The organism is Lysinibacillus piscis (assembly GCF_026012395.1).
Classification (GTDB): Bacteria; Bacillota; Bacilli; order Bacillales_A; family Planococcaceae; genus Lysinibacillus; species Lysinibacillus piscis.
Window position 1 is genome coordinate 908,902 of sequence record NZ_BRZA01000002.1, and the last position, 25,053, is coordinate 933,954.

Below are 25,053 nucleotides of genomic sequence, written 5' to 3' on the forward strand. Positions count from 1 at the left end.
TAAAAGATGCTAAATGGCTTTTAAATACATATAAAATTCAGACGATAGTTAACAATAATGGAAGAAATCACTATGAACTATCATTTGGCAATGACATCAATTCCTATAACTACTATAATAGAATATAGAGTTTTCTAACAATAAAAGAGGTGAGATATGTTGAAAATTGCAAGAAATCCAGAAACGATACATCAACCTGTAGCACCATACGTACATCAACTAGAAATAACAGGTCCTCAAAGATGGCTTACTTTGTCAGGACAATTAGGGATGGAAGTAGATGGAACAGTTCCTGAAAATCCATTAGAGCAATTACAGTTAGCCTTAGAGAATATAAAAAGAAACCTTGCGTCCGCTGATATGCAAGTTAGCGACTTAACAAAGCTAGTTTTTTATTTAGTTGGAGACTTTGAAGCAACGCAAAGAAGAAAAATAATTGGTGATTTTTTAGGTGAACATCTCCCTTGTACAACGATGCTATATGTGGTAGCGCTAGCAGCCCCAGTTTTTAAGGTAGAGATTGATGCTTGGGCATGTAAGGATAGTTGAATGGATACTATAGGAAGATGTATAGGGACATGAAAGTTATAAGTTTAAATCCTACTATATAAGGCATTAATAACAAAAGTTATCATTTTTGCGTCCTAAATATGGGACATAAAAATGATAGCTTCTCTCTCAGTATAGAAGAGCTTGTTTGTTATCTTTATTCATTTTTTGAGTCAATAATTATTGATAGTTAATCTCCATGAAAATTAACTTGGGTAACCTCATTAATGCTAAATATTTCATAAAATGACGGTAAATCGTTATCAAGATCAAACCATTCATGAATATATTTTACAATCTCTTTTTGTTGCTACTTTTCAATATATGGAATAATTTAGGGTATAAATGGTTATTTTATTACAATGAATAGAAATGAGGTTTTGTCATGAAAAGTGAATTATTCTATAAAAACCCGAAAACCATTCTTAATAAAGGGACAGGCTTTCTTTCCGGTTATACTCACTCACTAAATCCATATACAGGCTGTTCATTTGGCTGTTCATATTGTTATGTACGTCAAATGCCTGTATCCCTTTTTCGAGAAGGGGAGTGGGGAAATTGGGTTGATGTTAAAAATGGTGCTGCAAATTTACTAAGCAAGGAGCTTCATCGTGCCAAAGCCAAAGGAAATGTAACCATTTTTATGTCATCAAGCACAGACCCGTATCAACCCATAGAGTATAAGGAAAAAGTGACGCGATCTTTACTAGAGGTTATGGTAGAAGATCCCCCTAACTTCCTATTAGTACAGACGAGAAGCCCACTTGTAAGTAGAGATATCGATTTGCTGCAGCAGTTAAAAGATAGGGTTCGGGTAAGTATGACGATTGAAACGGATTCGGAAACGATACGTAAACATTTCACTCCAGAGGCACCTCCGATTCAGGCACGCTTTAAGACATTGGAAAAATTAGCAGGTGCGGGAATACCGACCCAAGTTGCGATAGCACCCATACTACCGAGTGGGGATTATTTTCCTGAGAAATTGAAGCCATTTGTCAATCGGATATGTATGGATGACTACTTTATGGGTGATGGCAGTGGGGGAAAACGTACAAGAAAACTTGGAATTGAAAAAAAATATGCCCAACTTGGCTTAGAAGAATGGTATGGACCGGAAGTTATTAATAAAGTATATAACAGATTGATAGAAATCTTTCCGGAAAATCAGGTTTATATGAGCCAGACAGGGTTCGAGCCGTAAAAATAATAAGAAGTGATTGCATGTAAAGATAGTTCTTAAAATGGGAAAAATACATTTTTGTAAATGAAATTACAGTGATATTCAGATATATGTATTTCATATACCAACTTATTTTTCATTCTATTGACCTTTTCTTACTCCGTTTCATACTGCGGATGAGACTTTTTGTTTCTTTATCCACACGATTAGATTCTGTAATTTTTTGCAGGGCTTTATTATAGGTAAAATCATCGAGCGTGTTGTTTCTCAAATATTCCATTGTTGAATCAGGGAGCTTCACATAACAGATAGAGACAGCCCATGCAACCGCCATTTTGGCATAAAACCCTTCATGCTTTACACAATCCAAGAGGTTGAGCACTCTTTCGATGTATTCGGTCTCGATATAAAAATCTAAGAGCATAACCACTCCAAATCGTATCTCATATTCTTTCTTAGAAGACAGAAAGGGCTGTAAAAACGCCCATACACGCTCTTTATTTTCCTTTGTAGATTTAAGACCTGTACAAAAGCTGTCACATACCGACCAATTATCAATTTTTGGCACGAACGAAGCCACATAAAACAGGAGTTCTTCAATATCTGTCTTAACATAGCCAATGACCATACCTTGCAGCATGATTTCCTCAAAATATTCATCTTTTGCAGTTTCAAGGTAAGTGCGCCAGTCACCCTTTACAATTTTTTTAGCTATTTTACGAAGCTCTGGCAGCCGAACACCTAATACATTGTTAGTAGTAGGTATAAGTGCGGCCGAAAACTTCTGATAGTCTGTATCAATGAGTTCAAAAATTTGTTTTCTAATTATATTTTCCATTCGAGTTCTCCTATTTTGTTTGCTTTCGTTACTTTTAGTAGTTGACAACCTTACTATAACTGATTTTTTTCTGAAAAAGCCAAAAATTGAATATAACAGCAAGATATCGAAACCATTGTATAGATAATACTGGATAAATAAAAGCTGACTAGTAATCATTCATTGCAAGAGCGTTAAACCTTCAAAGTGTAAAGTGACAATAAAGTCGTTTAATTACTTGATTAAGTAGGTAAGTGTAAACTGAATCTATAGAATAATTATAATGCGAGTAATATAAGTGAGTTTGTGAAGAAACATACTTAAACTAACGGGCAGGATAGTACAAGAAAAAAAGGGTTTTATTTAAATAAAGCAAATTGGTTATAATATTATTTGGAGTACCTACTTCCAATAAAATCAAAGGAGCTGAAAAAATGCAATTGATTCCTTATTTACAGTTGAACGGAAATGCAAAAGAGGCAATTGAATTTTACGAAAAGGTATTTCATGCGGAAAATTTAGGGGTTATTACATATGGTGAAATTCCTACTACCCCAGATTTTCCTATCCATGAGGATACAAAAGACCTTGTTTCGCACGCAACGATGAGGGTTGGAGAGTCTGTAATTATGCTTTCAGATACATTCCCAGGTCAGCCAGCACATGAAGGGAACCTAGTAATCATTTGTGTTACCTTTGACAATGCAGACAAAGCTCGCCAAATTTTTGAAGCCTTACAGGATGGTGGACAAGTTGAAATGCCACTAACAGAAACTGGTTTTAGTCCTGCTTTCGGAGTGATTAAAGATAAATTCGGTGTAAGATTCCAAATTTATACTAAAGGATATCAAAGTTAGACATACGATAAAAGTAGAGAAACGGCTTTGTACGAATGACAAAGTCGTTTTTTAATGGCTCCTTTTTCTCACAAAATTGACGGTAAACAATTAGAAAAAAATTTCATTGCTGAGCAGAGAATGTATTGTTATATTTTTTAGTTATATATAACTTCCTATAATTTATATTATGTAAACTAAAATCGTTTGGCGTAGAGGAGGGCTTAGATATGTGTATGTTGTATGAGGACAAGAACTTGCAGACTGCAGACATTTTACAAAGAATGCTGTTTTTCCATTATCACAGTATCATGCCATTTACCATTTAATTGAGCAATTTTTTCTCTTGTTCCCACAATTCTAAAGTCCATCTTTTTATGTAATTGAATACTTATGAAATTGATCGCAAAAATGGATGATTGCAGTGTCCAAAATCCTACTTTTTCACTCTCTTCAAACACCAGAATAAACTTTACGGGTAGAAACGAGTGAAATGGCAATCCAACCCACTACTCGATTGTTTTCTTCTGCTACAAAGCGCAATGTGGCATGATGCCCTTCATCCCAGATTTGTTCACTTGGTACATTCGTTTCAAAGGTTGCCATTCCTGTGTCGATTCCTTCTTTATAAATTGCTAATACCTCTTTTAAGTCTTTCTGTTCCATTTTGCGAATTATCAGTTTATCCATATCTTATTACCCCTTTCGTATTTTAAAAGGACTGCTAGCGAAAGCTAGCAGTCAATGAATTAACAACATGACTTTGAGTTATCGGCTAGATTAATTCCACATACACCTGTTTCAGGTAACTTCAATTCCACTCGTTTTGAAGCCTCTTTATCGCCAGCTAAATAGGCTGTGATGGAACGGACTTGTTCATAGCCTGTTGCCATTAAAAATGTAGGTGCGCGTCCATAACTCTTTGCACCAACAATATAAAAGTCCTTTTCAGGTTGTCGAAGTATTTCTTCACCATGCGCTCGTACTGTCCCACAGCTGTGTTCATTTGGGTCAATCAGTGGCGCTAATGCTTGTACGCTTTCTGTTACTGTATCAATTGAAAAGCGTAACTCACTGTTCATTGTAAAATCTGGACGGCTCCCTGCATTGACAATTAATTCATCGAATCCCGTTAATACGTTTTGTTCATTATTTACAGTCCCAATAATATGAATGCTTTCTCCCCTTTTCACCTGTGAAACATAGAAAGGCGTAATGACCTCCACCTTACCTGTGTCTACTAATTCATGAATGCGAATTCCTAGCGTGCCACGTGCTTCTAAAGCGTCTTTTTCCTCACCACCATAGGCTTCCTCTACAGACTTTTTACGCATAATCCAAACAAGTTGAGTTAAAGGGTTTTCTTCTTGTAATTCGGCTAGCGATAGTAATGTATTAATCGCTGAATGACCACCACCGATGACGGCAATCTTCTTATTTGCGTATTTTTCCACATTCATCTTAATATCTGGAATGCCATATTCGATATGGTGTGCTAATGCTTTTTCGGTTTTTAACCATACGCCTGCAGCATTTGCTGGGTTTGGATTTCCCCATGTACCTGTCGCATCAATTACGGCTCTTGCTTCAATGATATCCAAGTCATTGCCCTGTTCAACATATACCTGGAAGGCTTGATTTACTCGATTTTTTGACTTCATTTTATCATTGAATTGTTTTGAAATCCCTACAACTTTGGTATTCAAGTGAATATGAGGTTTGATTTGCGCTAGTTCGGCTAGAGGTTTTAAATAGCAATCAATTAGCTCATGTCCTGTTGGTAAAGTATCTAAGTCTGGCTCTTGCCAATCCGTCTCCTCTAATAAAGCTTTTGCGGCTTTATTGATGTTATATCGCCATGGGGAAAATAGTGTGACATGCCCCCATGTTCGAATAGTAGAAGCCACTTCTTTACCTGCTTCTAGTAACAGAAATGATTGATTTAGCTCTACTAAATGAGCAGCTGCAGCTAGCCCAATCGGACCAGCGCCAATGATAATGATAGGTAAATTTTTAGTGATAGCATGAAAATCTACATCCATCTCAGTAAATTTAACAGCTGTACAACAAGAAGCATTTGGCTGGATAACCTTTAGTGTTTCCATAAATAAAATTCCTTCTTCCTTTTTAATTTATAATATAAGTATTTACTTATATATTGAGTGTATTTTTACGCCTAACATAAAGCTAGGCGCAGTGATTAAATAATATGTGACTCGTTCCTAACAGCTTTTTCGTTCAGTTCCTCTGTAATAAATCGTTCAATACGCTTTCCAATGGCATCACGTACATTTTGGAATACAGTCCATTTTTCTTCCTCTGTTCCTGTCGCTTTCGCTGGGTCTTCAAAGCCCCAATGTTCTCGACGAACGTGTGAAGGTGTCATTGGACATTTATCAGCAGCATACCCACACAGTGTAACAACCAACGTTGCATTATTTAATGTTTCAGGGTCAATTAAATCGGATGTGTGATGCGATAAATCGATTCCTATCTCGGTCATTACTTGGATAGCCTTTGGGTTCACGCCATGTGCTTCAATACCAGCGCTTTTTACTATCCAATCTGAGGGCAGTAACTTTCTTGCCCAACCTTCAGCCATTTGGCTACGGCAAGAGTTCCCTATACACAAGAAATAAAGTGTATTTGTCATTATCATTGCTCCTTATCATTTAATCGTTTGAAAGTATTTTTTTTGCCAGTGTAAGGCTACCCATACGAGCGCAATGAGAACAGGTACTTCTACAAGTGGTCCAATAACAGCGGCAAAGGCTACCCCACTATGAAGCCCAAACACACCTACAGCTACTGCAATCGCTAGCTCAAAATTGTTACTTGCAGCTGTAAATGAAAGTGCTGCTGTGACAGGATAAGATGCGCCAGCTTTGCGTGAAGAAAAAAATGATACAACAAACATAATCACAAAGTAAATAAATAATGGAATCGCAATGCGTACTACATCCAGTGGCAATTCAACTAATTGCTCTCCTTTTAGAGCAAACATCATCACAATTGTAAACAGTAATGCGATTAAAGTAAGTGGTGAAATCTTAGGTAAGAACTTTTCCTCATACCACTCTTTTCCCTTTGTTTTGATGCCAATCCAACGTGTGAGGAAACCTGCAACGAACGGAATTCCTAAATAAATCAACACACTCTTTGTAATTTCCCACATGGAAATAGATACATGGAAGTTTTCTAAACCAAACCAACCAGGTAATACATTCAAGAAAAAGTACGCAAAAATCGAATACGTCACGATTTGAAAGATGGAGTTAAATGCAACTAAGCCAGCAACGTATTCGCGATCCCCACGTGCTAAATCATTCCATACAATGACCATGGCGATACATCGGGCTAAACCAATCATGATGAGCCCTGCCATATACTCGGGATAATCATGCAGGAAGATAATTGCTAAAAAGAACATAAGAAACGGTCCGAGTAACCAATTTTGAAAAAGTGAGAGTAAAAGTACTTTCCAATCCTTAAATACACGCCACATTTCCTCATATTTAACTTTGGCAAGAGGAGGATACATCATCACAATCAATCCTATGGCAATCGGTATAGATGTTGTGCCAATAGACATGGATTCTAATGCCTCACCAATTGTAGGTATTGTGATACTGAATACAACACCGATACCCATTGCAATAAAAATCCAAAGAGTAAGGTAACGATCTAGAAAAGAAAGCTGTTTGGTTAAAGCTTCATTATTCATGTTCATTTCCTCCATGACAACAATCTGTATCACAGTTGCACCTATTTAAAGGCTGAATTTGTGCTAAAATTCCCTGCATCAAAGGTGTTTGTTCCTCAACTAAACGGTAATGTTTCCAAGTCCCTACTTTTCTTTCCGTAATAATACCTGCCTCCTTTAATTTTCTAAGATGTTGACTAACTGCTGGCTGTGAAATTCCTAGAATATCTACAAAATCACATACACATACCTCTCCATTCTTCATGCATGCAAGTAATTTAATACGGTTCAAATCAGCTGCTGCCTTTAATTGTTTCTCTATTAGTGTGTGTTCCATATGGGTTCTCCTTATATAAGCATTTTCTTATATATTGTTTAAAATAAAATCACCTCATGATACAGGTAATTGTATATGTATATAATTATAAACTTATATTATGCGAACCTACAAATAATTGCAATGGCTATTTACTCATTTTTGAAAATTATTTTGTAGCTACTTCATTTTATTCACACCCATTATCTAAAGAGTTATTGCTGGTACATCACCATCATGAATTCAGAATATATGGTGCTTCGCTTTTGATACAAAAAACATTTGCTGAATCAAGATAAAAACGTTATAGATGATTTAAGGTTTAAAACTATTTGTCTCTTCATTATTGTATACTAAAAGTAAGTTGTAGCATTACTATGGTACAAAATCTATAAATGATAAAGGATGATCCATTTGATAAAGCCTAGAATTGGAATGGTAGGACTGGGTGGTATTGCTCAGAAAGCATATTTACCTATTCTTTCAAAAGAAACAGATTGGACATTTGTGGGTGCATTTTCCCCCAATAAAGAAAAGAGAAAGGCAATCTGCAATCAATACCGTATACAAGACTTTCATAGCTTACCAGCATTGGCTCAAGAGTGCGATGCTATGTTTGTACATAGCTCAACTGAATCACATTATGAAGTGGTTTCGGAACTGCTTAACAAAGGGATAGATGTATATGTTGATAAACCATTAGCAGCATCCATTTCAGAGGCAGAAAAATTAGTCGAATTAAGTGAAAAATTGGGACGAAAGCTTATGGTTGGATTTAATCGTCGTTTTGCTCCCATGTATGTGAAAGCAAAGGAAAAAGCGCATAAAGCAGCTTGGGTACGTGTTGAAAAGCACAGAATGGATAGTGTTGGTCCGTATTCTTATGAGTTCACAATGCTAGATGATTATCTTCACCTAGTGGATACGGTACGTTGGTTGGTTGATGAAAATCTTAGCGTGCTGCATGGTACTATTTATACAAACGATGAAAGGCAACTTTTATTTGCGCAACATACGTATGCATCTTCTCAAAATAGATCTTTCACCACAGCTATGCATCGAAAAGCAGGAACGAATTTAGAGCAAATAGAATTGGTAACAGATGGAGCAATTATCCGTGTAAAAAATATGAATACAACAGAAATCGAAGAAGCCAATGCCATATCTACAACTTTTTCTTCTTCATGGGAAACAACTTTAAAACAACGAGGCTTTGAAGATGCTGTACAACATTTCATTTATTGTATTCACAATAATGAACAACCTCTTGTTAATGGATTAGAAGGTTTAAAATCTCAACTACTTGTCGACCAACTACTAAAGCAAAACACTTAAGTAACAGGTATACAAAGCTGACTTTATCCTCAGCTTTGTATCTATATCTCACTGATGTTATGTAGTTAAAAAGAAAATGTTTGTTCCATAATATGTATGTCTTTTTACACTATGCCCTTTTGTTCATTTAGAGCTGTACAGTTATTTATATGATAAAAGTAAAAACCACTCCAAAATTTGGAATGGCTTATTTATTTAGTTATTTCATGCTATTCATTTACCATGGTTTTTGAAAGCTTTGTCTTAATTCATCTGCAACATGAATCAATTTATTCTTCAATCCAGGAAACCAAGATGGTGCTTCATTTATTTCATCATGATCCAAGGATTTTATTATTCTAGAGAACTTATATAAGTTTGCATATCTTTGAAACTGTGGGAATTGGGCTACTATATCATTTTTTAAATCCATTTTGGAACGATAGCCATTCAAAAAAGATTGAATAAGTAATGGTGAACAAGGATTATCATCGTCAATAAAATCATCAAGTGCTGTGACAATATCAAGTGCATACCAGTGATATATCGCGTCATCAAAGTCGATTATATTGAAATGAGGGCCCTGATTCTCTTCCCAAAAAATATTGTCTAATTGAAAATCATAGTGTATCAATCCAAAGACATCTTTGTTAGTAGGCAGCGATTGCAGCCAATTGGTCACCCTACTTAGCTCTTCTAAGGCTGTTTGTTCTGCTGGATGCTTGTTAAATACATCTTCCATGAACTGTACTGTGTCCAACCAATTCTTTCTTTTTTCAGATACAGGCTCGAAAGTTTTAGATAAACAATGAAGTGAGGCAAGTGATCTTCCCCATTCCTCCATCTGTTTTGCAGTAATTGTATCAGCATCTAAATGGATACCATTTGCTTCACTAAAGACAACAGCTATATACGTTCCTTCTGGTGTTTTTAATGTTTCAATTAATTGTCCACTTATTGAGTGAATGGGTATTACAGATGGAAATCCATTTAATTGTAAATAGCACATAAATTCTAACTCGGCTTTTATTTGTTCAATAGATTTATCCTGTTCCAAACTAACTCTCAAAAAATATTGAACTTGATTCCGTTCAAAGCCATAGACAAAGTTTGAACTTGCACGCCACAGCTCCAAAGTTCCCTCGTCGTGTTCCCAAAATTGAACAAGCCTCTGTGCGACGGCATCAGAAGCTACTCCTCTTACCATAATTCCTAAATCCATCATCTTTTATTTTCCTCCCATTGCCAATGAGAGGCTTAAACTTTAGTTAAGAAGTACTCCCTCTCATTGGCATGCTATTTTGAAATTCGATCATTTTCAATAGTCACCCCTTCCTGCTGTTTGGGTTATAAAACTAAATAACCCTATATATACTAATTTTATGTAAAATTAGTATCAATGTCAACGCTTCATATAAAATTACGCTCATCTATATGAATTACCTATAATCGTGACGACACTTGCATGACGTATATATATAAATTTATATGATGCTGACTGAAAAATATATAGTTGTAGCTATAGTTGTCGATTACAATGAGAATGACTAACACACTAAAATAAAGGTGGTATGACAATGGATAAGAGAGTGTTATTTGATTTTGAAATAGAGTTTACAAATGGAGGTGGCCTTCAAGGACAAGCGTTTCGCCTTGATATTGATGGAGACGATATAGCTGACGAAGAATTAGCAAAGTATATTGTAGAAGATATGCGGCTGCTCATGGTTGGCAACGTCAAAATTCTTAACAAACAAATTATTAACGAGCAGCATAAACGAAGCGCTCATCATGCGGATGATACAACAAAACTGTAGGCAAACCCGTTTTTGGATTTGTCTACAGTTTACAGATACCTTAAGATTCAACCTTTTTAGCATTAAATTCTTGTTCTCTATTATATAGCTGACGGTCATATATTTTTAGGAAAGGATAATAGATGAGCGTATTCAAAATGGTTAAAGCTATGACTAGTATCGGTGCTTTCCAGTCTAATGTTGAAAAGAAGGCTCCTAAGAATGAAGGCATATTCCATGATACCATGGAGAATGTTTTTGCGATTATGCCCCAATCCATGAGCAGGAATGTAGTCACCGCATTTACGGTTGCCGCAAAGATAAATGGAATAAAGAAAATGGGATTAAGCATTAATGGAATGCCAAAGATTAATGGTTCAGATATGCCAAATAGTGCTGGCAGGAAACCAACCTTCCCCATTGTTTTTAGCTGCTTAGATTTTGAAAACATTAATAGAACGGCTAATCCAAGTACAGCTCCACAGCCACCAATCACCACAAAGTATACCCAAAATGGCGTGGTAAATATAGTTGGCAGTACTTCTCCTGCTATTTTAGCAGATGCGTTGATGGATAAATTGCCATCACGAATTGGACCTACAACCCCTGAAAGTGAGGCATCGTGGATACCAAAGAACCATAAGAAGTGTATAAGAATCGTAATGAAAATAACAAATACTAAGCTATCAGCAGCTTTAAACGCTGGTGCCATTTGCGTGAAAATAAAGCTAGCAAATGATGAATCAAACGAACGGAATAAAGCAAAGATCAAAATATAAACAGTAATCAAAATCATGCCAGGAAATAGAGAAGCAAAAACATCACTTAAGCTCGGTGGAACACCAGGTGGCATGGAGATTTTCCCGAAATTTTTCTTTTTCATCAATTGATATAGCTCTGTTGTTAAGATGGCAATAATTAAGGCTGGAAGAATCCCTTTTCCATCAATAAAAGAAAACGATAAGGATTTTCCGTCCCACCCTAATTCCATTGGCTCTGTTACAGTAAGGAAAAATCCAACGAGTGAAAATAAAATCGGGATAAAACTATTTACGCTATAATGGCGGCATAAAAAATGCGTTACACCCACACAAATATACAATGACATGGCACCTAATGTAAACGCATACAGCCAGTTTAATAAAAGGTCGTTTGCCATAGCAAACGAGTTCCATGCGAGCAACATCCCATTGGTTGTCGATTCTGTTACTGGTGGCGATTTGATAATGGCAGCAAGACCACCCATTAAGTTGATTGGTAATAAAGTAATAAAGGCATCTCGAATGGCAGCCAAATGGCGTTGTTGCCCCATCTTATTGGCGAATGGTAGAATTCTTCGTTCGATTACCTGACTCATTGCAGAAAACTTACTCATGATTAACCCTCCTTTTCAAATGGAAACTGTCTATTATTTCGGGCAGATGTGGATTGCTCTCTGCCCGATTGCTCAACTAATTCATTTCTAAGGCACTTCTAACATCATTTAAGATTCCTTCAGCATCCATTAACCCATACTTTTGAAAATCGATTAGCATAACTGGAATGGGAACAGCTTTACTGATTTCATCCAGTTGAAATCGAATTTGAGGTCCTACTATTAACAGGTCCTTATTTTCAACGTGATCCTTATACTCACTAACGCCGACTGCTTTAATTGTCATTGTGCCATTAGCAGCATCCTCCATTTTTCGAGCAAGGATACCTGATGACATACCAGCATTACAAACTAACAAAATTTGTTTCATATTCTCTCTTCCTTTCAATCATTTCTCCGTTAGATTCACAAACCTTTTTATACCAATAGTAAGAATTTTTTGGCTTTCTTTTACAGTTATCTTCCCAATCAATGGCTACTAGTCCATAACGTTTTTCGCAGCCATTTTTCCAAGAGTATAAATCCATCGTTGACCAAATGTAATAGCCACGTACATCAGCACCAGCTTCAACCGCCCTGATGATCGCATCGATGTGATCATTTAAAAAGGCTATTCTTTTCTCATCGTTCACTTGCTCAACGCTTACATCCTCGTAATCAGCAACACCGTTTTCAGTTACATAAATCGGAATACCATATTTTTTATGAGCCATTAAGATACCTTCATAAAGTCCCTGTGGAAAAATTTCTGTATCCCATTCGGTGAACTCAGAGTTTGGATCCCACACTTGCTCAAACCAATTTTTCACCACCACTTTACTTGTTCCTTTGGCAGAAGAACCACTATTATTGATTCTAAGTACTGTCTCACCACCTGAATAAGGGCGAATAAGAGCTCTGGCGTAATAGTTTAATCCGATAAAATCAACTGTGTTTTCTTTCATATCTTGAAGATCCTGCGTTTGAATGAAGGAAAGATCGTACTTGTCATTCAATCTCGTTAACATATCAATTGGCAATTCACCTTTAATGGCCGTGTCTAAAATCCAATTATTAAAGTAGTTATCAGCATTTCTCATGGCTATTTTCGTTTCTAACGAATCATCCACACCAAAGATTGGGGCATAGCTATGGACAATGCCAATTTCCCCTTTTAAGTTCATATCCTTATAGATTTTTATCGCTTTTGCATTGGCCAGCATCATGTAAAAAGAAGCTTCAATGGTTTTTTGCGTATCATTAACTCCTGGTGGGTAATTTCCAATTTTATAACCACTAAAAACATAGTATCTTGGCTCGTTAAAGGTCGTCCAATAAGTAACTTTTTCACCGTACTCAGAGAAAACGAGTTTTGCCAGCTCCTCATAAGCCGTTACCACTCTACGGCTTGTCCAACCGCCAATATCCTCTAAGTATTGTGGCAAATCCCAATGGAAAATCGTCACAAATGGTTCGATGCCATTTGTTAGACATTCATCAATAATGTTATGATAAAATTGAACACCCTCAGGATTAATTTCTCCTTCAAGATTCTTTATTAATCTCGGCCATGCAAGTGAGAAGCGGTATGATTTATGTCCTCCCTCTTTCATCAGACGAATATCTTCTTTGTATTGGTGGTAATGATCTGAAGCGACATTACCATTTTCTAATTGGTTATTGTGAAGGTACGTATCCCAAAGTGATGGAACACGGCCGCCTTCATCCCAGCCACCTTCGCATTGATAGGATGCTGTTGCGGTTCCCCAAAGAAAATTCTCCCTCATTCTCCACACCTGCTTTCTATTTTTTCATGAAGATCTACCATTTCTGTTGCTAATTCGACAATAATTTGTCCCATTGCAAAATGGTCTTCACTATGCATAAGCAATAAAGAAAAATCTGGTGAAGTGCCATTCGCTTCTTCAAAAATCAAATCAGCGTGCACCTTTTGCGCTTTCTTCAACTCATCCTTTGCATGATTAATTTTTTCCCTAGCTACTTTTATTTCCCCTTTTTTAGCGTGCGTAATGGCTTCCATTGCGATACTTTTTGCATTCCCACTATGAAGAATTAGACCAAACGATACTGTTTGAATTTCAGTATTCATGTAGAGTGCCTCCTGTCTTTGAAATCCCTTTCATACGTTTACTTTAAATTTTTATGATTGTTTTGAGAAATAAAGTTTTTCCTCACTCCTTAGGAAAGTGATTATTCAGAAATTTTAGGCAAAAAAACACTCGCTGCCAAAATAGCTGCGAGTGCTTGGAAGCATTGTTATTTCGATAGCTCCTCCAAAAATTGCGTGAAATAATTTGCACGAATGATATTTTTCATCTTACTTGGTTTTTCTAACAGGCTAATTAAATCACGGAATAAATGATCATGCAGCTCTTTTCCATCATTAGCAAGCGCAAAAAGTAAGATAAGCTGTACCTGCTGCATTCCCCATTGGATTGGTTTTTCTAAAATACCGACTGATATGATTGTTTGGCTAGCAACCTTATCGCTAGGATGAGGAAGTGCTAATAAATTGCCAAACGATGTCGGTGAAATTGCCTCTCTCTTTTTTATGTAATGCACATAGTCCACCGGTACATAATGCTGCTTATATAGCTGCTTACATAGAAATTCAATTACTTGGTCGGGTGTTGAAAAGTCTAAATGATTAAAAAAGAGTGATTCCTTGAAATATTTCTTACTTTCTTTCATGTTTTCACTTTTATCTAAAAAGAAATCACTAAGTTGTTTTTCCTGATTATCTGTAATAAAGGGTGAAACAAGTAATATACGACAAGGTATATTGATCTCCATATCGATTGTTGTTAAAACAAGGTCTGGCTTAAATAGCGGAAGTTGCTCCATCTCGTTTAGAGAAAAGAAGCCAATTTCTTCAATATAATCAGCATATTTTTGTAGCTTTGCCTTAATTAGTTGACTTGATGCAAATCCTGTTGGACAGATAATCGCAACCTTTTTTTTATTCGTATTATTACTAGCTGTGCGTTCAAGCGAAGCACAAAGATGCAGAGCAATTAAACCAAATTCATCTTCAGAAAGTTCCTGATTCACTAATTTGCCAAATTGATTGCCTACAAATTTTGCCATTTCATAAATTAACGGAAAGGTTTTTTTAGTTTCCTCTAGAATTGGATTTCTAAGGGTTCCTCCCCGATTGACACGATTGTGTAATTCTTTAATGTGCATACACAAGCCAACAAATAACTCATCATCTTTGCGAAAGTCAATTAGAAATTTCTCATAAATTGAGGTAAGTAATTGCTTTGTTAAATTAAGGTAAAAAATATTTGTATTTTTTTCAATCTCATTTCTTAATCTGCTTTTATAGTGAAGGGTCTTCTTACTAGCGATAAGTAGTGCCATATAGTTAATTTCTGGCTGAGGAAAAGCTATATCATACAATTGACTAATAGCATCACTAATTTCATTCGCCATCATAAAATCTTCTTCGTCATACTGAACAGAAAATTCACTAATGGAAATCGGATGCTCATTCAATATGGTTTTATCGGTAATAATGGCAAGATGTAAAACGATATTCATAATGGCCATATCTGTTAAATGAATCTCATATGGATGAATAATTTTTAATAAAATCTCTTTAATATCTTGTAGGTTGACTTTATTAAAAAACTTGGAGTAAAGCACAGTATCAAATATGTTGCCCTTTGCTTCATTTAATAACACCCTTACTAAAAGAGAGCGCTTACTCTTTTCGTTACCCAAAAGCAGTACTTGATTATCCTGTCGTTCCAACTCCAAGTCAATAAGATACTGGAGCTTAATCCGTTGAATGTCCTTTTCAATTGTGGATTCACTGACAAAAAGCTCATCCGCAACATCAAATAAATTGATGGTTTCTGACGAATAAAGCAGCTTTTTTAATATATAAGTAATTCGTTCATCAGCATTAGAAGGAACTAAGCTGTATTGCTGTTGAATTAATATATTTGCGAATTGCTTTTCTGATAGCATGTAGCCATTTTGCTTTGAAGAAGTGATTAATTCCTTTTGTTCCTTTGAAAAATGGGTATTAATCATTTGGATATCGTTACGAACGGTCCTAACACTTACGCCTAAGTGATTTGCAAGAACATTCCCTTTAGTCCAGTCGATCTGTTTGCTAAGAAATTTTAATAATTCTACTTGCCGTCCATTCATTGTGTTACGTCACCCCTACCTGCAAATCCAATCATTTTATAGTTCATTCTACGATATTTTTAATTTTTACTCAATCATCGCTAAAATCTATAGGAATTTAAGATGGCAGTATGACATGACTGAGGTTGTAAAAACCATGCTCTTCTTTGGAGATAGCATTCATCTTTTATCGAGCTTTTGATAAATCTGTGCTTTTTTATTCGATTAGTAGAAGATATAATTAGTATACTAGAGTATGTAATGTATGACTAATTACCTAAAAATTTAGATTTCTTTCGCATACTTTGGGGTTATATATATTAAAAAAGGCGGTGTGTATATTGATGAAATGGCTAAAAAACGCTAAAACAGCAACTAAATTGATTGGGACATTCCTTGTAACAAGTATTATTTTAACAGCGGTCGGCATTTATAGCTTAGTAAATTTAAGTACAATGAATGAGAATTTAGGCTTTATGTATGACGAGCGTGTTGTACCCATAAGCGATTTGGGTAGAGTAGAAACGGATTATCAACGACTACGTGTGCAAATTCGAGATATGATGTTCGTAGCAAAAACGAAAGACAAAAAGGATACGTTTTATGATATTAGTCAACAAGCGGCCAAAGATATCAACAGTCATATTGAAGCATATGAAAATAGTATAATGCTTCCTGAAGAACAAGCCATTCTAGATAAACTCCGTTCTGAATGGGACAAATATTTAGCTCTGTACAAGACAGCAACTGAGTATGCCTATGCAAATGATGAGGAAAGCTATCTACAGCTTGCAGATGAGTTTAATCAAGTAGGCAATGCGGTGCAAGGCTATATTAAGGAACTGATTACGTTAAATATTAGCCTTGCTGAAACAACCCATTTGGAATCCGAAAAATTGTATAACTCTACTAGAATATTTACACTCACGGTTATCGTACTTTCTGTGCTATTTAACATCGGTCTAGGCATAGTCATTGCTCGATTGATTTCGAATCCACTAAAAGAAGTAGCGACATTAGTTGGCAAAGTGTCTAATGGCGATTTAACCGAAACGACTGCGATTGATACGAAAGATGAAGTTGGTGAATTGGCTCGTTCCATTAATAATATGGTCAACAATTTGCGTACAATCGTAGATAATATCCTTTATTCTGCTGATAGTGTTGCTACATCCGCCCAAGAAATTTCTACTACAACAGAGGAAGTCGCAAGCAATGTGTCTACACAAGCTAATCATTCTCAAAATATCACAGAATTGTTCAAAGAGATTGTAGATGGTGCGAATAGTCAGGCACAGGATGCGCAAAGAATGAAAGAATTGTTTGAAGAATTGAACCATGCGATTGATTCAGTTGCCAAAAATGCAGATGAAACAGCGCTATTAAGTGAAAGTCTAACAACCATAGCAACGAATGGAACGGAAGTTGTACAAGCTTCTATTGAAGGAATGGAAGCGATTAGCACGCATATGTCCTTACTCGAAAAGGATTCCAATCGTATTGGCGATATTATCAAGGTGATTGCCGATATTGCTAGTCAAACGAACCTGCTGGCATTAAACGCAGCTATTGAAGCGGCTCGTGCGGGTGAATCTGGCAAAGGCTTCGCTGTTGTGGCAGATGAGGTTCGTAAGCTGGCAGAGCAATCTAGCAGTGCAACACAGGAAATTACCTCGATTATTATTGGTATTCAAGAAAATACGTCTCGTAGTGTGATAGCAGTGGATGAAGGTGTTGCATCAACGAAACGTACGGGAGAAGCCTTTACGCAAATCACCGAAATGATGACACAAGCAAACAGTAAGACGATGGAAATTGCTTCAGCCAGTGCCGAGCAATCTGCTCAATCAACAGATGTGATGAATGCGATTGACAATATTGCCTCTGCAAGTGCGCAACAATCTGCTCAATCAGCGGAAATTATGCAGGCAATTGAAAGTATTGCCGAAACAAGTGTAGATGTCGCCGCAGCAAGTGAAGAAACGGCAGCGACAACACAGTCATTGGCACAATTAGCAGAAGAATTGAATAAAACAATTTCTATTTTTAAAACGCATAAGTAATACATAAAAGAACGATTTCTCACACAGATGATGAGAAATCGTTCTTTTGATTGTATTACGTTCACAATGTTCTACTCATTCACAAGCGGCAATCGATATAATTTATCATCATTTTGCTGTCCAGTACCTCGACCATCTAAATTATTACTAATAAAATATAAATAACCGTCTTCTATAAATACATCGCGAATACGACCTAAATCCGTGACCAATTCTCGGTAGGTATTCGCTGCTACATCAAATTCCAAAACGGCATTGCCTCTGAGTGCTGCCACATATAATTTATTGTTCGCATAGGCTATGCCAGATGGAGCCCACGTATGTTGATTGCCAGAGGTGAATAAAGGTGCAAGCAGACCTTCTCGTTGCTCTTTGCCCTCAATAAACGGCCAACCGTAATTTTGACCAGCATCGATGATATTTACTTCATCATTTCTACTATTACCATGCTCACTTGCATACATCGTGCCATCAGGTGACCAAGTGATGCCTTGAGGGTTGCGGTGTCCGTAGCTATAGACGTAAGAATTTGGGAAAGGATTATCGTCTGGTATAGAGCCATCAAGGTTCATTCTTAAAATTTTACCACCTAATGATTGTAGGTTTTGTGCTATCTCACGCTGTGAAGCATCCCCAGCTGTAGCATATAGTTTGCCATCTGGTCCTATTTTTAACCTGCCTCCATGATGATATGTGCCACTAGGAATGCGGTCGAGTAGCAAAGCTTTTTCTTGCCATACATTGTTTGCTAATTGGAGTGTAACAATACGATTAAATTGTCCTTCACTATCTTCATACGTATAATAGGCATACGCCATGTTCGATGTGGAAAAATCAGGGGCCAGCACAAAGCCAAGCAATCCTGCCTCAGACGCTGTAGACACCTCTTTTTCAAGTATGACACGTTGTCGTTCTACTTTCCCATTTACTACTTTGGCGATGCTACCCGATCTTTCTGTTAAATAAAACGTCTCTCCCTGTTTGACGATAGACCATGGGACATTCAAGTTTTCTGCTAGGATGTCTAAACTTTCAACAGATGATGCAGATTGCTGTGGCTGTGTTTGTTCTGAGCTTTTAGAGAATGTTGGCTGCACATTTTCAGCACAGCCAGCGGTTAACAAAAATGTGGCGATGGATAATGTTAAAAGTTTTTCCAATTTGCTTCCCCCCTTGTTATTGCTATCATGTAGCTGTTTTATAGATAGAATTTCGTAGTACAATGCAGACAAAGGCAAGCGCTAATAATAGCATGCCTACGAATAAAATATACTTTGTGCCATATTGCGCAATCACAATCCCTACAATACTTGTGCCAATTGTAGTCCCTAAATTAACAGATGATAGGAATACGCCATTTGCAAAATCGGGCGCTTTCGGAGCAGCGGACATCACCCAATATTGATTGATATTACCGACAATTCCCCCAAGTATGCCCCAAATTAAAATAATCACCGCTGTAGATACCGTCCATTCAGCTACAAAGTAAAAGACTAGATACATAGCCATTAAGACAATTGGCATCATTGTGACTGAACGGATGGGGGCATTTGTCAGCAATCGCCCTGCAATCACATTGCCTACAATATTCGCCAAGCCATAAACAAATAACATCGTGCTAATTAAGTTAGCGGACATCTGTGTAACTACGCCTAAATATTCAGCAAGAAAACTATAGACACCAAATACCGCCCCATTTAAGAACAGTACGCCTAAAATAGACAGCCATGTAATGCCTTGTGTTAAAATCTTTAACTGGTCGCCATAAGAAAGCTTTTCTTGTACGGGCATAGACGGTATAAATAGCAATGTGGCGATAAATGTTAGGATATTGACCAGTGCAAAAAAGGCTAAGCCAACTTGTAATGACACACTATGTGTAATAAAGCTGACCACTGGCACACCTACAACCATCCCTGCCGAAACGCCAATAAATACTTTTGAAACGGCTTTTGGTGCTTCTTTCACGCTTACAGATGCAGCGGCGACAGATAAAGCCATCGATACATAGACAGGATGAAAGAAAGCGGGTATGACACGTGCGATTAAAGCTACCGTAAAATTCGTTGTAAAGATGGAAATAATGTTGCCAATCACGAAAATCGCCAATACCAGTAACATCACGTTTTTTCGATTGAAACGAGAAAATAGTAATGGCATCGTTGGTCCAGCAATGGCAATGGCAAGTGCAAAAAGACTTACCAATAACCCTGCCTTTGACACACTGACATCAAAATAAGCTGCTAAATCAGGAAGTATGCCGATAACACCGAATTCGGTATTTAAAATACCAAACACACCAACTGCTAGAATAAATAATAACAAATTTTTAGAATTTTTCATAAAATATCATTCCATTTCTTTATTTTCGACGTCTATGCTAGTTTTTCTCCATTTTTAATATTCTTTTCTCTACCAACCAGTTGAATAATTTCTTCTGCTAACTTTTTATAACTCATGTTTCACACTTCCTTTACTATATTTTTGTTATTGATGTTCTTCGCAAATCAATTATTATTTGCAACAACATCATAAAATGCTATGATTCAAATATCAAATACCTATATTAAATGTCTTAATATAACTAAAAAGCATAGGAGTGAGTCGTATGGAAATTCGATTATTGCGTTATTTTATTGCGGTGGCGAATCAACAAAATATTTCAGCAGCCGCCAAATCCTTACATATATCACAACCAACGTTATCAAGGCAAATCAGTGACTTGGAGGAAAAGCTAGGAACTCCTTTATTAATAAGAGGCAACCGAAAAATCACTTTAACGACAGAGGGTCAATTTTTCTTAACGAAGGCAAAAGAAATTGTGATGTTAATGGATAAAATGGAGGCTAACCTTAATCAACCGACAGAAATGATTAGTGGAGAAATCTACATTGGTGGTGGCGAAACAGAGGCGATGTCGTTTATTGCAAAGACACTGAAGGATTTACTGAAAGATTGTCCATCTATTCAGTTTCATTTATACAGTGGTGATGCAGATGATGTTAAGGCTAAATTAGACAGTGGGTTATTAGATTTTGGGATTATCATTGAACCAGCAGATAAGCAGAAATATAATTACATTCAATTACCAGCTACAGATACTTGGGGAATTTTAATGCGTAAAGATAGCCCTTTAGCAGAAAAACCCTCTATTCAGCCAATGGATTTAATCGATAAACCGTTGTTAATCTCACGCCAAACAATGGTCGATACGAAGCTAACAGGGTGGCCAGGTTGGTTTGGGGCAGATATGACAGATTTACATGTTGTAGGAACTTATAATTTACTTTATAATGCTGCGCACATGGTAGAAGAAGCTCTTGGCTATGCATTATGTTTGGATAAACTCATCAATACATCTGGTGACAGTGAACTTTGTTTCAAACGTTTAAATCCAGGATTAAAGGCAAATCTAGATATTATTTGGAAAAAAAATCAAGTACTCTCACCTGCAGCGAATCAATTTTTAGTGAAAATTCGTCATCATGTGGAAAAGCACCATCAATACGGATATAAATAAACAAAGATGCAGGTGCTCAAACCTCTGCATCTTTGCTAGTATCCTACATCCTGTAAATGGCTAGCGTGTTAAGAATAAAATAATCACTCCAATTTGCAGAACAGCTCATGGAGTGATTATTTTTTGTTGAGTTCGTAACGACCTATCATGTATTCACCTCTTCTTAGCTTTGTTCTATTCGAATCAAATATACTACTTAACTCCATTCTATTGACCTATTATAATGAATCGACATGAGCCGATAGAATAGTAAATGTCTTTTTTAAAAAGCAGATCTAAAGGAGGATTTACCATGACAATGAAAAAATTAGCTAGAGTTACTGCAGTGCTGATGGCGACAACGCTTGTATTTGGTTCTGTATCATTTGTTGATGCCAAATCACCAAGTGCAAAGCAACCTAAAACAGAAGTTAATAAGCCCGCTAAAGAAGTGGAAGCAACTACACCGACTTCGGAAGTGACAGAATCAACGAATAAGCAAGCACCTTCAGTTAAAGAGGATAAAAAGCCCATAACAACAGAAACGAAACAAGATAAACAACACTTAACAAAAGAAGCACAAGAAACAGCTAAAGTGAAAGTAGATGTTGAACAACGTCTTGTAGGCTCAAAAGTAGCCATTACAGCGATTACAGTGGCAGCAAATGATTATTTCGGTGTAACAACAGCTGATAGTGCCATAGTAACAAAAGATACGGCTACGGCAGATACATCAGCAATTACAGTAGAAAAAGCGTATGGCAAATTTAATAGCTTTACAGGCAAATTAAACGCCGAAATCAATCAATTAAAAGCATTAGCAAAACGTATTGACCAATATAGCAGAAAAAATGTTCTAACAGCTGAAGAAGTGACAGCGTATACTACACAAATTGCAGAATTAACAACAGTAGCAAACGCTGAAATCAAACGTATTAATGAGTTGGCTGCCAAAATTCAAAAACCCAAGGCAACAACACCTAAATCGAAACCGTCTATCAAGGTTAAAAAGAAATAGTCCTAACTCAAAAGCCAGAAATGTTGATTTACCAACATTCCTGGCTTTCTTTAGGCAACTCTTTTTTGTTACCTTTGGGTGATTTGAATAAGATTACCACACGTATCTTCAAAAACAGCGATGATTACAGGGCCTGCTTGTGTCGGCTTCATTGTAAATGTCACGCCTTTATCTACTAATCGCTTGTACTCCTGCTCAATATCTTCCACACCAAACATCGTCGCAGGAATACCCGAAGCGACTAGTTTTTGTTGATATTCTTGTGCAATTGGATTGTTATTAGGCTCAAGTATCAATTCTGTGCCATTCGGATTATTTGGCGAAACGACTGTTATCCAGCGAAATTCCCCAATAGGCACGTCCTCTCTTTTCACAAATCCCAATACGTCCGTATAAAATTGTAATGCTTTGTCTTGATTGTTGACAAAAAGACTTGTCACAATAATGTTCACCTAATTCCCCTCCTTATTCTTCTCTACCATTAGTTTACCCATCTTTCCCCCATTTTCAAGTGGTTAATTTTCAATAGCCCGTTTATTAAAACCAATCACGCCTATCGTGTAGTGACCTAAATTAGTAGGGCTTACAATAGCTGTAATAGCAGGGTTTACCATTGTTTGCGCCCTCATATCTCGTTCTTGCTGCGTTTGACACAATTCTGTGAAAGCTAGTGGTACACTGATTGTGAAACATGTTAATATGAGTAGCCAAGTAGAAATTTGCAAATAGTAAAGGCGAAACAGCAATTGAGAAAGGAAAGTCATTCTTGCTAGTAAGTTACCTTTCATCTATGCACCTCTTTATAAAATGTACCAATGTGGTCAACATCTTTAACTAAAATAATAGTATAGAACGTCCTCTTGCCGTCTATTCTAAAAACAAAGCTGGCAATGAAGGGAGTCAACCATTCCATGATTTTTAAACGATTATTAGATAAACAACAATCCTCACCACCAATGGAAGCTCCACCAACAAATGTTGAACCAATTGCCAATACCGCCCAATTATTTATTCAAGCCATTCAAGCAGCAACACATTATCCAGACGATTTAATTGTCAAATCTCTCTCGCCCACACTCACATTGCTATATATTAACCATTTAGTGGACAATCAAACGTTAAACGATCATATTATCGCACCATTACAAGTAAATACTACGACTACACCTGAAGCAGTCATCGACACATTATCTGTTGCTGATATTCAACATGGCAGTATACTTGCGGAAGCTATTGATGCACTTGTTCATGGCGCTGCACTCATTCATGTAGCAGGGTATTCCAAAGTGATTTTTGCTTCTATTATCACTCGTGAAACAAGAGCGCTATCGACACCTGAAAATGAATCCCAAGTGATTGGAACACAGGTAGGCTTTAATGAAAGTCTAGCAACGAATATTTCTTTAATTCGCCGTTATATCATTAGCCCTGATCTTTGTCATAAAAAAATAACGATTGGTAGACGTACCCATACAGCTGTCAGTTTAATTTATATACATGGTATCGCCTCTGAGCAAATGGTCAATACGGTGCAGCAACGTCTTACTGATCTTCGTATCGATGCGTTAATTGATAGTGCTGTTTTAGCGGAGATGATTGATGATAATTCATTATCTGTTTTTCCACAAATGCTGTTAACGGAAAGACCTGACCGATTTTGTGATGGCTTGTTAGATGGCAAAGTGGGCATAGTTGTCGATGGAAGCTCTATGGCGGTTATTTGCCCCCAGTCCTTTTCGGAATTCTTTCAAAGTCAAGAGGATCAAAATTTACGTTGGCCCATTGCAACGTTTGTACGTTTACTGCGACTAGCGGCTTTCTTTTTATCTGTCTACTTAACACCTTTTTATGTGGCTGCCCTTACTTTTCACTATGAGGTTATTCCACAAGCCTTTATTGTCCCTTTAAGTGAATCGAGGGCACTTGTCCCATTTCCCCCTATATTTGAGGCATTGCTACTGGAAATTATTATTGAACTACTACGAGAAGCAGGAGCACGATTGCCAACCAAAATTGGGCAAACAATTGGGATTGTTGGCGGGATTGTGATTGGAACAGCGGCTGTACAGGCTGGAATTACAAGTAATATTTTGTTAATTATTATTGCGTTAAGCGCCCTTGCCTCCTTTACGTCTCCAAGTTATATGATGGGCAATGTTGTACGACTCATTCGTTTCCCAATTATTTTATTGGCTGGTTATTGGGGCTTTTATGGCATTATGCTAGCTTTTTGTTTTTTACTGATTCATTTGCTACGTCAATCAAGCTTGGGTGCACCATACTTATCTCCTTTTTATCCACCAAGATTTAAGGATATGCGAGATAGTATTATTCGGATGCCAATTCCATTAACAGCCAAGCGACCTACGTTCACAAGACCGACCGATGAATATAAATTTAACCCTGATGAGCCAATTAAACCTAAAAAAAGTTGAATGGACGTG

25 protein-coding genes are annotated in these 25,053 nt (G+C 36.8%); 9 read left to right on the forward strand and 16 right to left on the reverse strand.

Annotated elements, in window-relative coordinates; genetic code table 11:
* Positions 1-159: 159 nt before the first annotated feature.
* Together OPF91_RS11065 and OPF91_RS11075 are read left to right on the forward strand one after the other, a co-directional pair.
* A complete protein-coding gene (locus OPF91_RS11065; RefSeq protein WP_264989148.1) occupies positions 160-549 on the forward strand; it encodes a RidA family protein in 390 nt (129 codons plus the stop codon).
* A gap of 385 nt (positions 550-934) precedes the next feature.
* Positions 935-1,753 (forward strand): SPL family radical SAM protein, encoded by an 819-nt coding sequence (locus OPF91_RS11075; protein ID WP_264988810.1) that lies wholly within the window; start codon positions 935-937, stop codon positions 1,751-1,753.
* A 115-nt stretch (positions 1,754-1,868) separates the two neighbouring features.
* Here the strand turns inward: OPF91_RS11075 and OPF91_RS11080 are convergent, their stop codons facing one another.
* Positions 1,869-2,570 (reverse strand): DNA alkylation repair protein, encoded by a 702-nt coding sequence (locus tag OPF91_RS11080; protein WP_264988811.1) that lies wholly within the window; start codon positions 2,568-2,570, stop codon positions 1,869-1,871.
* Between the two features lie 413 nt (positions 2,571-2,983).
* Between OPF91_RS11080 and OPF91_RS11085 the strand changes: the two genes are divergently transcribed.
* The gene (locus OPF91_RS11085; protein WP_264988812.1) at positions 2,984-3,406 is read left to right on the forward strand and encodes a VOC family protein; all 423 of its coding nucleotides are present in this window, start codon (positions 2,984-2,986) and stop codon (positions 3,404-3,406) included.
* 432 nt (positions 3,407-3,838) lie between these two features.
* Here the strand turns inward: OPF91_RS11085 and OPF91_RS19100 are convergent, their stop codons facing one another.
* The 5 genes from OPF91_RS19100 to OPF91_RS11110 all read right to left on the reverse strand — a co-directional run bounded on the left by OPF91_RS19100 (position 3,839) and on the right by OPF91_RS11110 (position 7,425).
* A complete protein-coding gene (locus OPF91_RS19100) occupies positions 3,839-4,075 on the reverse strand; it encodes a GNAT family N-acetyltransferase (protein WP_309297424.1) in 237 nt (78 codons plus the stop codon).
* A 59-nt stretch (positions 4,076-4,134) separates the two neighbouring features.
* Positions 4,135-5,490 (reverse strand): NAD(P)-binding domain-containing protein, encoded by a 1,356-nt coding sequence (locus OPF91_RS11095; RefSeq protein WP_264988813.1) that lies wholly within the window; start codon positions 5,488-5,490, stop codon positions 4,135-4,137.
* 95 nt (positions 5,491-5,585) lie between these two features.
* On the reverse strand, positions 5,586-6,038 hold the full coding sequence (arsC, locus tag OPF91_RS11100) for an arsenate reductase (thioredoxin) (RefSeq protein WP_264988814.1): 453 nt from the start codon (positions 6,036-6,038) through the stop codon (positions 5,586-5,588).
* Between the two features lie 15 nt (positions 6,039-6,053).
* Complete coding sequence (arsB, locus tag OPF91_RS11105; RefSeq protein ID WP_264988815.1) at positions 6,054-7,109, reverse strand: ACR3 family arsenite efflux transporter; 1,056 nt, start codon at positions 7,107-7,109, stop codon at positions 6,054-6,056.
* Positions 7,102-7,425 carry an ArsR/SmtB family transcription factor gene (locus OPF91_RS11110; protein WP_264988816.1) on the reverse strand — a complete coding sequence of 108 codons (324 nt, stop codon included), beginning with the start codon at positions 7,423-7,425 and terminating at the stop codon, positions 7,102-7,104. Before OPF91_RS11110 ends, arsB begins: the two co-directional genes overlap by 8 nt.
* Before the next feature lie 393 nt (positions 7,426-7,818).
* On the opposite strand from OPF91_RS11110, the gene OPF91_RS11115 reads away from it, so the two are divergent.
* Positions 7,819-8,739, forward strand: a complete 921-nt coding sequence (locus OPF91_RS11115) for a Gfo/Idh/MocA family protein (RefSeq protein WP_264988817.1) — start codon at positions 7,819-7,821, stop codon at positions 8,737-8,739.
* A 217-nt stretch (positions 8,740-8,956) separates the two neighbouring features.
* Here OPF91_RS11115 and OPF91_RS11120 read toward each other — a convergent pair whose 3' ends face one another.
* Complete coding sequence (locus OPF91_RS11120) at positions 8,957-9,943, reverse strand: phosphotransferase enzyme family protein (protein ID WP_264988818.1); 987 nt, start codon at positions 9,941-9,943, stop codon at positions 8,957-8,959.
* A gap of 352 nt (positions 9,944-10,295) precedes the next feature.
* Between OPF91_RS11120 and OPF91_RS11125 the strand changes: the two genes are divergently transcribed.
* Positions 10,296-10,535 (forward strand): cyclase, encoded by a 240-nt coding sequence (locus tag OPF91_RS11125; protein ID WP_264988819.1) that lies wholly within the window; start codon positions 10,296-10,298, stop codon positions 10,533-10,535.
* A 40-nt stretch (positions 10,536-10,575) separates the two neighbouring features.
* Here the strand turns inward: OPF91_RS11125 and OPF91_RS11130 are convergent, their stop codons facing one another.
* From OPF91_RS11130 to OPF91_RS11150, 5 genes are all read right to left on the reverse strand, one after another.
* Positions 10,576-11,889: a PTS sugar transporter subunit IIC gene (locus tag OPF91_RS11130; RefSeq protein ID WP_264988820.1), complete on the reverse strand. Its 1,314-nt coding sequence runs from the start codon at positions 11,887-11,889 to the stop codon at positions 10,576-10,578.
* Between the two features lie 76 nt (positions 11,890-11,965).
* The gene (locus OPF91_RS11135; protein WP_264988821.1) at positions 11,966-12,259 is read right to left on the reverse strand and encodes a PTS sugar transporter subunit IIB; all 294 of its coding nucleotides are present in this window, start codon (positions 12,257-12,259) and stop codon (positions 11,966-11,968) included.
* Positions 12,234-13,655: a glycoside hydrolase family 1 protein gene (locus tag OPF91_RS11140; RefSeq protein WP_264988822.1), complete on the reverse strand. Its 1,422-nt coding sequence runs from the start codon at positions 13,653-13,655 to the stop codon at positions 12,234-12,236. The genes OPF91_RS11135 and OPF91_RS11140 overlap by 26 nt, the downstream gene beginning before the upstream one ends.
* Positions 13,652-13,978 (reverse strand): PTS lactose/cellobiose transporter subunit IIA, encoded by a 327-nt coding sequence (locus tag OPF91_RS11145; protein ID WP_264988823.1) that lies wholly within the window; start codon positions 13,976-13,978, stop codon positions 13,652-13,654. The genes OPF91_RS11140 and OPF91_RS11145 overlap by 4 nt, the downstream gene beginning before the upstream one ends.
* Before the next feature lie 167 nt (positions 13,979-14,145).
* Entirely contained in the window at positions 14,146-16,050 is a 1,905-nt protein-coding gene (locus OPF91_RS11150; protein ID WP_264988824.1) for a BglG family transcription antiterminator, read from the reverse strand.
* Positions 16,051-16,373: 323 nt separating this feature from the next.
* Here OPF91_RS11150 and OPF91_RS11155 point away from each other — a divergent pair, with 323 nt between their 5' ends.
* Complete coding sequence (locus OPF91_RS11155) at positions 16,374-18,092, forward strand: methyl-accepting chemotaxis protein (protein ID WP_264989149.1); 1,719 nt, start codon at positions 16,374-16,376, stop codon at positions 18,090-18,092.
* Positions 18,093-18,163: 71 nt separating this feature from the next.
* On the opposite strand, the gene OPF91_RS11160 is transcribed toward OPF91_RS11155, so the two are convergent.
* Together OPF91_RS11160 and OPF91_RS11165 are read right to left on the reverse strand one after the other, a co-directional pair.
* Positions 18,164-19,252, reverse strand: a complete 1,089-nt coding sequence (locus tag OPF91_RS11160; protein ID WP_264988825.1) for a PQQ-dependent sugar dehydrogenase — start codon at positions 19,250-19,252, stop codon at positions 18,164-18,166.
* Between the two features lie 25 nt (positions 19,253-19,277).
* A complete protein-coding gene (locus tag OPF91_RS11165; RefSeq protein WP_264988826.1) occupies positions 19,278-20,435 on the reverse strand; it encodes an MFS transporter in 1,158 nt (385 codons plus the stop codon).
* A gap of 265 nt (positions 20,436-20,700) precedes the next feature.
* On the opposite strand from OPF91_RS11165, the gene OPF91_RS11170 reads away from it, so the two are divergent.
* Positions 20,701-21,612, forward strand: a complete 912-nt coding sequence (locus OPF91_RS11170; RefSeq protein ID WP_264988827.1) for a LysR family transcriptional regulator — start codon at positions 20,701-20,703, stop codon at positions 21,610-21,612.
* A 292-nt stretch (positions 21,613-21,904) separates the two neighbouring features.
* The gene (locus OPF91_RS11175; RefSeq protein WP_264988828.1) at positions 21,905-22,609 is read left to right on the forward strand and encodes a hypothetical protein; all 705 of its coding nucleotides are present in this window, start codon (positions 21,905-21,907) and stop codon (positions 22,607-22,609) included.
* A gap of 68 nt (positions 22,610-22,677) precedes the next feature.
* Here OPF91_RS11175 and OPF91_RS11180 read toward each other — a convergent pair whose 3' ends face one another.
* Positions 22,678-23,061, reverse strand: a complete 384-nt coding sequence (locus OPF91_RS11180; protein WP_264988829.1) for a VOC family protein — start codon at positions 23,059-23,061, stop codon at positions 22,678-22,680.
* A gap of 63 nt (positions 23,062-23,124) precedes the next feature.
* A complete protein-coding gene (locus OPF91_RS11185; protein ID WP_264988830.1) occupies positions 23,125-23,397 on the reverse strand; it encodes a hypothetical protein in 273 nt (90 codons plus the stop codon).
* 123 nt (positions 23,398-23,520) lie between these two features.
* Between OPF91_RS11185 and OPF91_RS11190 the strand changes: the two genes are divergently transcribed.
* Positions 23,521-25,044 carry a spore germination protein gene (locus tag OPF91_RS11190; RefSeq protein ID WP_264988831.1) on the forward strand — a complete coding sequence of 508 codons (1,524 nt, stop codon included), beginning with the start codon at positions 23,521-23,523 and terminating at the stop codon, positions 25,042-25,044.
* Positions 25,045-25,053: the final 9 nt, after the last annotated feature.